Origin of the sequence: Buchnera aphidicola (Schlechtendalia chinensis), from assembly GCF_001648115.1 — a bacterium.
GTDB lineage: Bacteria > Pseudomonadota > Gammaproteobacteria > Enterobacterales > Enterobacteriaceae > Buchnera_B > Buchnera_B aphidicola_N.
Window position 1 is genome coordinate 494933 of sequence record NZ_CP011299.1, and the last position, 13599, is coordinate 508531.

The 13599-nt window shown below is 28.9% G+C and carries 9 protein-coding genes, 1 tRNA gene, 2 rRNA genes and 1 other RNA gene; 7 read left to right on the forward strand and 6 right to left on the reverse strand.

The annotated features are described in order from the left end of the window. The first annotated feature begins 1 nt into the window (after position 1). A complete protein-coding gene (locus XW81_RS02195; RefSeq protein WP_075474314.1) occupies positions 2-1741 on the forward strand; it encodes a SmdB family multidrug efflux ABC transporter permease/ATP-binding protein in 1740 nt (579 codons plus the stop codon). A 37-nt stretch (positions 1742-1778) separates the two neighbouring features. On the opposite strand, the gene ffs is transcribed toward XW81_RS02195, so the two are convergent. After that, positions 1779-1875, reverse strand: an RNA gene (gene ffs, locus XW81_RS02200) — signal recognition particle sRNA small type. Positions 1876-2051: 176 nt separating this feature from the next. Between ffs and dnaX the strand changes: the two genes are divergently transcribed. From dnaX to XW81_RS02220, 4 genes are all read left to right on the forward strand, one after another. Next, a complete protein-coding gene (gene dnaX / locus XW81_RS02205; protein WP_075474315.1) occupies positions 2052-3167 on the forward strand; it encodes a DNA polymerase III subunit gamma/tau in 1116 nt (371 codons plus the stop codon). 196 nt (positions 3168-3363) lie between these two features. Further along, positions 3364-3696, forward strand: coding sequence for a YbaB/EbfC family nucleoid-associated protein (locus XW81_RS02210; protein ID WP_075474316.1), 333 nt, complete (start codon positions 3364-3366; stop codon positions 3694-3696). Between the two features lie 118 nt (positions 3697-3814). Beyond that, on the forward strand, positions 3815-5692 hold the full coding sequence (gene htpG / locus XW81_RS02215; RefSeq protein ID WP_075474317.1) for a molecular chaperone HtpG: 1878 nt from the start codon (positions 3815-3817) through the stop codon (positions 5690-5692). Positions 5693-5774: 82 nt separating this feature from the next. Further along, positions 5775-6407: an adenylate kinase family protein gene (locus XW81_RS02220; RefSeq protein ID WP_075474318.1), complete on the forward strand. Its 633-nt coding sequence runs from the start codon at positions 5775-5777 to the stop codon at positions 6405-6407. Positions 6408-6449: 42 nt separating this feature from the next. Here XW81_RS02220 and XW81_RS02225 read toward each other — a convergent pair. Continuing rightward, a tRNA-Arg gene (locus XW81_RS02225) sits at positions 6450-6523 on the reverse strand. 196 nt (positions 6524-6719) lie between these two features. Here XW81_RS02225 and folD point away from each other — a divergent pair. Beyond that, positions 6720-7571 carry a bifunctional methylenetetrahydrofolate dehydrogenase/methenyltetrahydrofolate cyclohydrolase FolD gene (folD, locus tag XW81_RS02230; RefSeq protein WP_075474319.1) on the forward strand — a complete coding sequence of 284 codons (852 nt, stop codon included), beginning with the start codon at positions 6720-6722 and terminating at the stop codon, positions 7569-7571. Between the two features lie 54 nt (positions 7572-7625). Here folD and cysS read toward each other — a convergent pair whose 3' ends face one another. Further along, entirely contained in the window at positions 7626-9029 is a 1404-nt protein-coding gene (cysS, locus tag XW81_RS02235; protein ID WP_075474320.1) for a cysteine--tRNA ligase, read from the reverse strand. A 503-nt stretch (positions 9030-9532) separates the two neighbouring features. Here cysS and ybeD point away from each other — a divergent pair. Continuing rightward, positions 9533-9796, forward strand: a complete 264-nt coding sequence (gene ybeD, locus XW81_RS02240; protein ID WP_075474321.1) for a DUF493 family protein YbeD — start codon at positions 9533-9535, stop codon at positions 9794-9796. 159 nt (positions 9797-9955) lie between these two features. Here ybeD and cspE read toward each other — a convergent pair whose 3' ends face one another. The 3 genes from cspE to XW81_RS02255 form a co-directional block, all read right to left on the reverse strand. Continuing rightward, entirely contained in the window at positions 9956-10165 is a 210-nt protein-coding gene (gene cspE, locus XW81_RS02245) for a transcription antiterminator/RNA stability regulator CspE (protein ID WP_075474322.1), read from the reverse strand. Positions 10166-10425: 260 nt separating this feature from the next. Next, positions 10426-10541, reverse strand: a 5S ribosomal RNA gene (gene rrf, locus XW81_RS02250). Between the two features lie 95 nt (positions 10542-10636). Continuing rightward, positions 10637-13568: ribosomal RNA gene (locus XW81_RS02255) — 23S ribosomal RNA — on the reverse strand. Positions 13569-13599: the final 31 nt, after the last annotated feature.

A 13599-nucleotide genomic window follows, 5' to 3' on the forward strand; every position in this document is an offset into this window, starting at 1 on the left:
AATGAAAAATTTTAAAAATTTTTGGCCTATATTAAAGCGTTTATTATATTATGGAAAAAATTTTAAAAAATATTTTCTATTAGGATTTTTTTACTTAATAGTAGCATCAATATTTGAAGTATTAGGTCCTATATTAATTAGCTATTTTATACATACTAGTTTATCTAAACGTTACATACACATTTCTGTTATATTTTTTATAACAACTATATATATCTCTCTTCAAATTATATCAACATTATTTAACTATCTCCAAGATATGATTTTTAACAAAATATCTATAAACATTATTGAAAAATTGCGATTCAACGTAATGTCATCAACATTAGAACTTCCTATGAACCAATTCAATGAAAAACCTATTGGACAATTAATTTCATGTGTCACTAACGATACAGAAATTATTAAAGAACTTTATGAAACTTTCATTGCTACATTATTACGAAGTATTATATTAATTAGTGTTACTTTGATAGCAATGTTTGCATTAGAATGGAGAATGGCTAGCATAGCAATAACTATTTTCCCATTAGTATGTATAATAATGTTGTTATATCAATATTATAGTAAACCTATGTTAGAAAAAATCCGATTATATACAACTAGAACATACAATATTTTTAATGAAATTATTAATGGAATAAGTGTAATTCAACAATTTGGATTAGAAGAACAATTTAGAAAGTCTATAAAAAAAAACAGCGAATTACACTATTTAAATCGTATGAAAATACTTAAACTAGATGGAATATTATTAAGACCATTACTTAGTTTATTTTCATCTATAATATTGTGTGAATTAATACTATTATTTGGATTTTACCCTTCAGGATTCTTTGAAATTGGAACATTATATGCATTTATAACATATTTGGGAAGACTTAATGAACCACTAATTACTATTGCTTCTCAACAATCTATTTTACAACAATCTATTGTAGCAGGAGAAAGAATATTTAAAATAATAGATTCTAAAAAACAAAATTATGGAAAAGATAATAACGATTTAAAAACAGGAGAAATACGCATTAAAAATCTTAACTTCTGTTACAAAAAAAATAATAATAATGTATTAAAAAATATAAATCTATACATTTCTTCAAAACAGTTCATAGCATTAGTGGGATATACAGGAAGCGGAAAAAGTACTTTAGCACAAGTTTTAATGGGACATTATCCTGTTAAAAATGGACATATTTATCTAGATAAAAGAGACATAAACACATTGGATAAAACTGTTTTAAGAAATGGTATATCAATTGTTCAACAAGATCCAATTATATTAGACGATTCTATTTTCGAAAACATTACTTTAGGAAAAAAAATTTCTGAAGAAAAAATTTGGAAAATCTTAAAAAAAGTACATCTTATTGATTTAGTTCAATCTTTCCCAAAAGGATTAAATGAATTTCTAGGAGAACACGGAAATACGTTATCTATAGGACAAAAACAATTATTATCTATTGCTAGAATTTTAGCACATAACCCAAAAATACTAATATTGGATGAAGCTACTTCTAACATAGATTTAGCAACAGAAAATAAAATTCAAAAAATACTCTCTTCTATAAAATTAAAAACTACACTAATAGTCATCGCCCATAGATTATCTACAATACAAAATGCAGATAAAATATTAGTATTTTATAAAGGTAAAATAGTAGAAATAGGTACTCATAACTATTTAATAAGCAAAAAAGAACATTACTGGAAACTATATAAAAATTATAGTACACACTAAAACTATTTTAAAATAACATTAATATTAAAAAAAGAACCTCTGTTAGTAAAATTATAATACCTGAATTACTTAATATGGCTGCTATCTTCCGATCCTGACCAGTTTTTTAAGATTACAGCATTAAAACACTAACAGAGAATTCTAATATTAACTATACATACAATTTTTATTAATTGCAATTTTTTTTCGTAAAATTTTAACATAACATAGCTACTGATAAAATTTTAAAACACTACCTAAATTCAAAAACTTTTTTATAATTATTATTTATGTTAACATGCTTAATCAATTCTTTATAATTTTCATTATAATGAACTATCAAATTTTAGCTAATAAATGGCGTCCTAAATATTTTAAAAGTATCGTTGGACAAAATAACGTTATCTCTGCTATAAAAAATGGATTAAAATTAGGACGTATACATCATTCATGGTTATTATATGGTATGAGAGGAACAGGAAAAACGACAATTGCTCGATTACTTGCTAAAAGTTTAAATTGTCAGATAGGAATTTCATACATTCCATGCAGAATATGCTCAAACTGTAAAGAAATAGAAAAAGGAACATTCATTGACTTGTATGAAATAGATGCAGCTTCTCGAACTAAAGTAGAAGATATGAAAGAATTACTAGATAATATTCATTATTCGCCTGTAAAAGGGAAATTTAAAATTTATTTAATAGATGAAGTCCATATGCTTTCAAAAAATAGTTTTAATTATCTTTTAAAAACTATCGAAGAACCACCAAAGCATATTAAGTTTGTTCTAGCTACTACAAATTTAGAGAAAGTTCCTAAAACTATTTTATCTCGTTGTTTGCATTTTCAATTAAAACCTATAAGTATATTTGAAATATCAGAACGAGTTAAATTTATACTTTCTAAAGAAAATATACTTTTTGAACAAGAAGCGATAAATCTACTATCTATAGAATCCGAAGGGAGTTTAAGAGACGCATTAAACTTAACAGAACAAGCAATTTCTATAGGAAATGGAATAGTTTCTACTAAAAATGTATATAATATGTTAGGAAAATTAGATAATAAAAAAATATTAAAAATTACTATAGCACTATTAAGAAAAGATTTTAAAGAAATTTTATCAATTTTAGAACATATAAGAAAAATTAACATAAATTGGGAAAACATACTAATAGAAATGCTTAAATTATTGTATCAAATATCTATGTTAATTTCATTTCCAAAAATAGATCAAAATTACTTATTCTTTAAAGATACAAACAATAATGAACAAATATATAAAATCTCTAGAATATCAAAATATGCTGACATTCAACTATATTATCATACTTTACTAATAGGACAAAAAGAATTAAGCATAGCTCCTAATTTTCAAATCGGTGTAGAAATGACTATACTACGCGCGCTACATCTTGATATAGATCCTATAAAACATATATAAATTAAGAATAAAATTCTTAAAATATATAATTTATAATTAACAAAAATAATATAATTAAAACGTTTAAAACATATAAAAATTTTAAGAATAGTATCAAACAAGTTAGTTTAAAATTAAAAACTATTTAAGATTAATACGATGTAAATAAAAAATATACCATTTTCTTAAATATAATTGTGGAAGGAAACAAAAAAAAATGTTCTCAAATAATGGATTAAACAATTTAATGCAACAAGCGCAAGAAATACAAGAAAAAATGCAAAGAATACGTAAAGAGGTATCTAGTATAGAAGTCACTGGAGAATCTGGAGCTGGAATTGTAAAAGTGACATTAATCGGCACAAATAATTGTAAAAAAATTGAAATAGATTCAACGTTAATTGTAAAAAACGAAAAAATAATCTTAGAAGATCTTATAGTAGCAGCTTTTAATGACGCAATTCGCAAAATGTCAGAATTGCGCAAAAAAAAGATGTCCTCTATTTCGTCAGAAATTCCATTCAATAGAGAATTGGATACATCCTTTTAGAAAATACGTTCTATTTGAGATATTATGTTAATTCTAAAAATAACATTCTAAATTGTAAAATGAATACTATAATAATAAAAAAAACATTTCATCTAAACTTTTGTTAAAAGGAATCTTTATGAATACTAATATAATGGAAACATATGAATTTCAATCAGAAACAAATGAAATACTACATTTGATGATTCATTCATTATATTCTAATAAAGAAATATTTTTAAGAGAACTTGTTTCTAATGCTTCAGATGCTATTGACAAATTAAAGTTTCAAACAATATCATCACCTGAATTATACGAAAACAATACCAATTTATGTATAAGAATACGTATAAATAAAGATAACAATACTTTAATTATCAGTGATAACGGAATAGGAATGACACATAAAGAAATTATTAACAATTTAGGGACAATAGCAAAATCTGGAACAAAAGAATTTCTCCAAACTTATAATAAAACTACTCAAGAAAAAAACTCCTTAATTGGGCAGTTTGGAGTCGGATTTTACTCAGTATTTATAGTTTCTAAAAAAGTATTAGTAAAAAGCAGATTTGGAGGATTAGATAAAAATGAAGGAGTCCTTTGGGAATCTGAAGGAAAAGGAAAATATCAAGTTAAAAAAATTTTTAAAAAAAATAGAGGAACAAAAATAACTTTATACTTAAAATCAGAAGCACAGAATTTCTTAGAATCATGGAATATAAAAAGAATTGTTAACAAATATTCTAATCATGTTGCAATTCCAATAGAAATATATACATATGATGAAAAAACAAAAACGAGCATATGGGAACAAATTAACCAAGCTCAAGCACTATGGACTTTAGAAAAATCTAAAATTAAAGATGATGATTATAAAAATTTTTATAAGAAACTAACAAATGATTCAAATGATCCTATTACATGGACTCATAACAAAGTCGAAGGAGTTCAAGAATATACAATTCTATTATTTATCCCTTCCAAATCCGCTTGGGATATATGGAATAGAGAAAATAAACATGGTCTCAAATTGTATGTAAAACGAATATACATCATGGATAATGCAGAACAATTTCTGCCAAACTATCTTAGATTTGTAAAAGGAATTATCGATTCAAACAATTTACCATTAAACGTTTCTCGGGAAATATTACAAGAAAATGAATTAGTAAAAACTTTAAAAAAAGCACTCACCAAACGTATCTTAAAATTATTAGAAAATCTCTCTAAAAATACTGAGTCTTATCAATTATTCTGGTCTCAATTTGGTTTAATATTAAAAGAAGGTCCTGCTGAAGATCCTGAAAATAAAATAATTATTTCTAACCTTTTACGATTTCGTTCAATAAAGACTACCTTATCAGAAAATTTAATATCATTACAAAACTACATCGACAATATGCAAAAAAAACAAGAAAAAATCTATTATATTACAACAGATAGTTATGCTTCTGCTATAAATAGTCCTCATTTAGAATTTTTTAAACAAAAAAATATTGATGTATTATTGCTAACCGATAAAATAGACGAATGGATGATGAACTACATGACTGATTTTAAAGGCAAATCTTTTCAATCAGTAAGCAAATATGATAAATCTATCGAAAAATTAAATAATAATGTTCAAGATCAAGAAAAAAACATAAATGAAAATGTGAAATTATTATTAAACAAAGTTAAAGAAATATTAAAAGATAAAATAAAAGATGTTCGATTTACTCATAAACTAACGCAAACACCTGCTATAGTTACTACAGATTCTAACGATATGACTACACAAATGGCAAAATTATTCTCTTCTGCAGGACAATCAATTCCTGAAATAAAATATATTTTTGAAATTAATCCAAATCATGAACTCATAAAGAAAATAAGCACCGAAACTAACAGCAAAAAATTTAAAAATTGGGTAAAAATATTATTTGAACAATCATTACTTGTCGAGAAAAATACTTTAGACGATCCTAACAAATTTATAAATAGAATTAACAAATTTTTAATACACTGTAATTAAAATGTAAAAACATAAAAAATTTAATATATTTGTTATAATTTTAAAAAATGTAATAATCTGAAATTTATAGGTATAAAAAATCATGCGCATTGTCTTGCTTGGAGCACCAGGATCAGGGAAAGGAACACAAGCTCAATTTATTGAAAATCAATATCACCTTCCAAAAATATCTACCGGAGAAATATTAAGAAAAATAGCCAATAGTGATTCCCTTTTAAATCAAAAAATACAACATTTCATGCGCAATGGAAAATTAATTTCAGATGAAATAGTCATTCAATTAGTTCGAAACAGAATTTCTAAATCCGACTGCAAACTAGGATTTATACTTGATGGATTTCCTAGAACAATTACTCAAGCCCAAATGATCGAACAAGAAAAAATAATTATCAATTATATTTTTGAATTCGAAATACCAAAAGAAATTATTTTTGAAAGAATTCAAGGAAGAAGAATAGACCTTACTTCAGGAAAAATATACCATCTAAAAAATGAAAAGTGTTCAATAAATAATATTTTAAGTAAAAGAACTGATGACAATAAAAAAACAATCAAAAAAAGATTAATAGAATATGAAAAGTTCACAATTCCTCTTATAAAATATTTTAAAAAATACACAAAAACTAAAAATTTTGAATATCATACTATAGATGGAAGTAAGGATATAAACAGTATTCGTAAAAACATTTTTAGAATTTTAAAAAGCAATATATAACACAATTTTAAATAGCTTTTCATTTTTATGTATAACTTTTTATGCGCTCTATAGGATTCGAACCTATGACCTACGGCTTAGAAGGCCGTTGCTCTATCCAACTGAGCTAAGAGCGCAATTTAGTAAATTTAATTTTATAAAATTCAAAATTATGAACTTACAAATAGTAAATATTTTTTATAAATAAAAAATATTTACTACAGAATAATTTAATACTAGAATAGTATATATCATTGCATGTATTAAAAAAATCTTTTTTGCCAAATTTATAAATATATTTTTAATAAAAAAAACTTCAATCGAGTTAATTTAATGCTTACAAAAATTCTAAATGGAAAAAAAATTTCTGAAGAAATACAATCTAAAATTCAAAAAGTAGTTTACGATAGATCAAAACTAGGAAAGAGACCTCCAGGACTAGCAGTAATATTAATTGGCGACAATATCGCATCAAAAATTTACGTTAAAAATAAACAAATAGCTTGTAATAAAGTAGGTTTCATTTCAAAAGTTTGGTTATTTCCAAAAAATGTTCAAGAAAACAAAATAACCAATCTTATTCATATTCTTAACAAAGATGCAAATATTGATGGGATATTAGTACAATTACCTATTCCTGATCATATTGATACAAAAAAAATATTACATAGTATTAGTCCTAAAAAAGATGTAGACGGGCTACATCCATACAATATAGGATGTTTATGTCAACAATACCCAAAATTGCGACCATGTACTCCATTAGGAATTATTACTATACTTAAACATTACAATATTAAAATAAAAGGTTTACATGCTGTTATAATAGGAGCTTCTAATACAGTTGGAAGACCAATGAATCTAGAACTATTACTCTCTGGATGCACGACTACAATAACTCATAGATTTACAAAAAATATTAAATATTTTGTCAAACAAGCAGATCTAGTAGTAATTGCAATAGGAAAAAAAAACTTTTTGAAAGGAAAATGGATTAAACCAGGAGCTATAGTTATTGATGTAGGAATTAACAGATTACAAAATGGAACTGTTGTAGGAGATGTAGATTTTAAATCAGCAATTTTAAATGCATCATATATAACTCCTGTACCAGGAGGAGTAGGACCTATGACTATAGTAATGTTACTAAAAAATACACTAAAATCTTGTATAGAACATAACTAAATTATAATATTCAATTTTTTTTTAAAAAGTATTAATTTTCTATTTTAAAAAATATCATCTCAGTTTTCTCCAAAAAGTATTATTTTTAGAATCTTCTAAAATAATACCTAAACCTAATAAATAATTTCGTATTTTATCTGCTTTAACCCATTGCTTTTGACGGCGTGCACTATTTCGTTTTTGTATAAAATAATTAATATTTTTAACTTCATTTGAAAATGGCTGATCATTTTTTTGAAAAAAAAATTCTGGATCATGAAATAATATTCCTAAAATACTACCTAATTCTCTTAATAAAAATGCTAATTCTATAATTTTACTATTTTTAAAACTATATTTGGATTTTAAAATATTTATTTCACGAGATATTCTAAATAAAATAGACAAAGCTATTGGAATGTTAAAATCGTTATCTAAAGCTTTATAAAAATCCAATTTAAAATGACTATTTCCAGATTCGTCTAACAAAGTTAAATTAACGTTTCTCAAAGAGAAATATAATTTTCTTAACAATATTTCAGATCTTCTTAGACCAGACTCACAAAAATACAAAGGATGACGATAATGAGTGGACAATAAAAAAAGTCGAATACTCTCTGAGTCATAATTCATTAAAAGATCTTTTAGAAGTAAAGCATTTCCTAAAGATTTAGACATTTTCTTATTATTAATAATGACTAGTTCAGTATGCATCCAATGGTGTACTTGAAATTTTCGATTAATACAAGTAGACTGTGCTAATTCATTTTCATGATGAGGAAATAATAGATCTTTTCCACCACCATGAATATCTATTCTGTCATTCAAAATAGAAGTACTCATCGATGAACACTCAATATGCCATCCAGGTCGTCCTCTTCCCCAAGGAGAAGTCCAACTATATTTGTTATCTTTCGCTTTAAGTTTCCATAATACAAAATCTAAAGGATTTCGTTCACTATTGCTTTTAAATGCAGTTTTACTAATATTAAACTGTTCAACACGTCGCTGAGACAATTCTCCATAACTTGGAAATCGATCGATAGAAAACTTTACATCTCCATTTCCCGATATGTATGCAAATTTATTTTCTAACAAATTTGCTATAAATTTAATAATACAACTTATGTTTTCTGTAACACGTGGCTCATAATCTGGAATATCAATATTCAATTTAAGAAAATCTTGATTCATTTGATAAATCATTCTGTTAGATAAATCCGAGATATTTTCATTATTTTCAACAGACCTAGAAATAATTTTATCATCAACATCTGTAATATTTCTAACATATTTTAATTTGTAATTACAATGACGTAAATAGCGAGATACTACATCAAAAAATATAAACGTTCGACCATGACCTATATGACAAAAATCATAAACGGTAGCCCCACATACGTACATTTTAATCATTTTATCTGAATTTATTTTTAAAATTTCGCGTTTTCTTGTAAAAGAATTAAAAATATTTAGCATAATTATCTTTTAAAATATGTTAATTGTAAAAAAAGTAATTAATATTTTTATACTAAGCACACTAACTTTTCATAATGTAAAAATTGTATAAAAGTTTTTATTTATACTCTAATACGATTTTGTAAAACATTTAATTTTTTTTAAATTACTAGACACAAATTTTTTTTAAATTCTAAAAAACTAATAATATTTAAAAATATAATTTGTTTATTTAAATGTCTATATACATAATATAAGTACTAATTTATATTTTTTATAATAAAAAACTAAAATTTAAAAAACATAAACGTATTATTAAATACATAAAATTATTAAACATATTACATACATTTTCAACGAACATTTATTAATAAACTAAAATATTTAATTAATTTTCAAAAATATTAAATCATCAGTGAAAAAATACAAAAATTCAAACTATCTATTATTTAATTTTTAAAAATATTACTCGCTGCATAAAATACATGCAGTTTAATTTCAAAAATATAAACATAGGAACAAACATGAAAAATAAACTTGAAAAAATGTTAAAATTTCCTTGTTTATTTACTTATAAAGTTATTGGACTAGCACAACCTGAACTCATTGATCGAATAATAAAAGTTATTCAATGCAAATTGCCAGGAGATTATATTCCTCAAATAAAATCTAGCAATAAAGGTAATTACCTATCTATTTCTATTACCATTTGTGCAAACAATTTTAAACAAATCGAAAGTTTATATCACGAACTTAATAATATTAATATAGTCCGAATGGTATTATAAATACAATTATAGTACAATATATTTTTCTCATAAAAATTTACTCAAATATAAAAAATAAAGAAAACAAACAAATTAGCTAACCTTAACATACAAAAATTTGTAATGCAGCAATTAGCTGCATTACAAAATTTAAAATATTTATAAGTATTTTAGTAAATATTATAAACTAGTAACATTAGCCGCTGATGGACCTTTTGCTCCTTCGGTAATTTCGAATTCAACACTTTGACCCTCGGACAAGGTTTTGAACCCGTTGCTTTGGATAGCTGAAAAATGAACAAAAACATCTTTGCTTCCATCTTCAGGAGTAATGAAACCAAACCCTTTAGATTCATTAAACCATTTCACATTACCTTTAATCTTAGACATCTATATTACCTTCACATGAAAATATACACTAAACTTAAATAACAAGCTAGTACAACGATTATTGATTATTTTATTATAAACTTCAATAAAACAGTATTAACAACAAATACAAATCTTAGATCAAAAATAGAATAAATATTAATTTACACTTTTAAAAAGTGTTTTTTAAGATTAATGTTTTTAAATAAAAATTAAACATTATACATAAAATTGCAATTATTTTTATATAAAAAAAAATCCGAAACGATTCGGATTTTTCAGCCTGGAAATGTCCTACTCTCACACGAGGAAACCTCGTACTACCATCGGCGTTGAAATGTTTCACTTCTGAGTTCGACATGGTTTCAGGTGGTACCATAACACTATTTTTACCAGGCTTTTTAAATATTTGAATATATTGGTATTTAAATAATCAAAATCGGATTGAAAAAATTGTTTATTGAATAATTATTTAAACATCTCTGGTGTTGTAAGATTAAGCCTCTCGGGTCATTAGTACTAGTTAGCTCAACGTATTACTACACTTACACATCTAGCCTATCAACGTCGTAGTCTTCAACGTCCCTTCAGTAAACATTAACATGTTTCAGGGAAGACTAATCTTGGAGTAAGTTTCGTGCTTATATGCTTTCAGCGCTTATCTTTTCCGCATTTAGCTACCGGGCAATGCCATTGGCATGACAACCCGAACACCAGTGATGCGTCCACCTCGGTCCTCTCGTACTAGAAGTAGATCTCCTCAATCTTCCTACGCCCACGGCAGATAGGGACCGAACTGTCTCACGACGTTCTAAACCCAGCTCGCGTACCACTTTAAATGGCGAACAGCCATACCCTTGGGACCTGCTTCAGCCCCAGGATGTGATGAGCCGACATCGAGGTGCCAAACACCGCCGTCGATATGAACTCTTGGGCGGTATCAGCCTGTTATCCCCGGAGTACCTTTTATTTGTTGAGCGATGGCCTTTCCATACAGAAACCACCGGATCACTAAGACCTGCTTTCGCATCTGTTCGCGTTATCACGCTCACAGTTAAACTGGCTTATGCCTTTGCACTAACCTTACGATTTCCAACCGTAATTAGCCAATCTTTGTACTCCTCCGTTACTCTTTGGGAGGAGACCGCCCCAGTCAAACTACCCACCAGACACTGTTTCCATACCGGATAACGGTACTAGATTAGAAAATTAACTATTAAAGGGTGGTATTTCAAGGTCAACTCCCCTTAAACTAGCGTAAAAGGTTCATAGTTTCCCACCTATCCTACACATTAAAAATCAATGTTCAATGTCAAGCTATAGTAAAGGTTCACGGGGTCTTTCCGTCTTGCCGCGGGTACACTGCATCTTCACAGCAATTTCAATTTCACTGAGTCTCGGGTGGAGACAGTCTGGCCATCATTACGCCATTCGTGCAGGTCGGAACTTACCCGACAAGGAATTTCGCTACCTTAGGACCGTTATAGTTACGGCCGCCGTTTACCGGGGCTTCAGTCTAGAGCTTTAGGTTTCCCTTGACTCCTTCGATTAACCTTCCGGCACCGGGCAGGCGTCACACCGTATACTTCCACTTTCGTGTTTGCACAGTGCTGTGTTTTTAATAAACAGTTGCAGCCAGCTGTTATCTTAGACTGGTTTCAGCTTATAAAAGTAAATTCTATTAACCTAATACCAGTGTGCCTTTTCCCGAAGTTACGGCACTATTTTGCCTAGTTCCTTCACCCGAGTTCTCTCAACGCCTTAGTATGCTCTACTTAACCACCTGTGTCGGTTTGGGGTACGATTTAACATTATCTATAGTTTAGAGGCTTTTCTTGGAAGTTTGGTATCAGTTACTTCATTGTTTTAAAAACAGTTCGTCATCACGCCTCAGATTAAAAAAAACCGGATTTGCCAAATTTTTATACCTACACGCTTAAACTAGGACAACCGTCGCCTAGCTAACTTAACCTACTTCGTCCCCCCTTCACAATAACATTAAGCACAGGAATATTAACCTGTTGTCCATCGACTACGCCTATCGGCCTCGCCTTAGGGGTCGGCTTACCCTGCCTCGATTACCGTTGGACAGGAAACCTTGGTATTTCGGCGAATAGGTTTTTTACCTATTTTATCGTTACTCATGTCAGCATTCGCACTTCTGATACCTCCAAAATACTTTACAGTAAATCTTCATCGGCTTACAGAACGCTCCCCTACCCAATAAAACTTTTAAGATTCATTGCCGCAGCTTCGGTGCATAATTTAGCCCCGTTACATCTTCCGCGCAGGCTGACTCGACCAGTGAGCTATTACGCTTTCTTTAAATGATGGCTGCTTCTAAGCCAACATCCTGGCTGTTTATGCCTTCCCACATCGTTTCCCACTTAACTATGACTTTGGGACCTTAGCTGGCGGTCTGGGTTGTTTCCCTCTCCACAACGAACGTTAGCACCCGCTGTGTGTCTCCCGTGATAACATTCTACGGTATTCGGAGTTTGCATCGGATTGGTAAACCAGGATGGCTCCCTAACCGAAACAGTGCTCTACCCCCGAAGATGAATTCACGAGGCGCTACCTAAATAGCTTTCGGGGAGAACCAGCTATCTCCCGGTTTGATTGGCCTTTCACCCCTAACCATAGATCATCCGCTGATTTTTCAACATCAGTCGGTTCGGTCCTCCAGTTAGTTTTACCTAACCTTCAACCTGTCCGTGGCTAGATCACCGGGTTTCGGGTCTGTATCCTGAAACTAAAAATCGCCCATTTCAGACTCGGTTTCCCTACGGCTCCCCTACTTTAAAATCGGTTAACCTTGCTACAGAATACAAGTCGCTGACCCATTATACAAAAGGTACGCAGTCACCTAAAAAACAGGCTCCTACTGCTTGTACGTATACGGTTTCAGGTTCTATTTCACTCCCCTAACCGGGGTTCTTTTCGCCTTTCCCTCACGGTACTAGTTCACTATCGGTCAGTCAGTAGTATTTAGCCTTAGAGGATGGTCCCCCCATATTCAGACAGGATTTCTCGTGTCCCGCCCTACTTTTCGAACTTACAAAATTAGTAATTTTCGTGTACAGGACTATCACCTTTTATTGTAAACTTTTCCAAATTTTTCCACTAAAAACTAAAATGTAATTTTGTTCTAGGCTGTTCCCCTTTCGCTCGCCACTACTTAGGGAATCTCGTTTGATTTCTTTTCCTCGAGATACTAAGATGTTTCAATTCTCTCGGTTCGCTTTGTTAATCTATGAATTCAATTAACAATGATACCTATTTTGAATAGGTATCGGGTTTCCCCATTCGGATATTATCGGCTATAACGTGTCATATCAACTTACCGATACTTTTCGCAGATTAGCACGTCCTTCTTCGCCTCTGGCTGCCAAGGCATTCACCATATACGCTTTTATGCTTAACCTTACAACCCACAGATGTTTATTTTATAATTC

Excerpts from the sequence above, each read along its gene's own strand:
- htpG (WP_075474317.1), top strand. The coding sequence starts at position 3,815 with ATGAATACTAATATAATGGAAACATATGAATTTCAATCAGAAACAAAT.
- XW81_RS02220 (WP_075474318.1), top strand. The coding sequence starts at position 5,775 with ATGCGCATTGTCTTGCTTGGAGCACCAGGATCAGGGAAAGGAACACAA.
- cspE (WP_075474322.1), bottom strand. The coding sequence starts at position 10,165 with ATGTCTAAGATTAAAGGTAATGTGAAATGGTTTAATGAATCTAAAGGG.
- cysS (WP_075474320.1), bottom strand. The coding sequence starts at position 9,029 with ATGCTAAATATTTTTAATTCTTTTACAAGAAAACGCGAAATTTTAAAA.
- folD (WP_075474319.1), top strand. The coding sequence starts at position 6,720 with ATGCTTACAAAAATTCTAAATGGAAAAAAAATTTCTGAAGAAATACAA.
- XW81_RS02195 (WP_075474314.1), top strand. The coding sequence starts at position 2 with ATGAAAAATTTTAAAAATTTTTGGCCTATATTAAAGCGTTTATTATAT.
- XW81_RS02210 (WP_075474316.1), top strand. The coding sequence starts at position 3,364 with ATGTTCTCAAATAATGGATTAAACAATTTAATGCAACAAGCGCAAGAA.
- dnaX (WP_075474315.1), top strand. The coding sequence starts at position 2,052 with ATGAACTATCAAATTTTAGCTAATAAATGGCGTCCTAAATATTTTAAA.
- ybeD (WP_075474321.1), top strand. The coding sequence starts at position 9,533 with ATGAAAAATAAACTTGAAAAAATGTTAAAATTTCCTTGTTTATTTACT.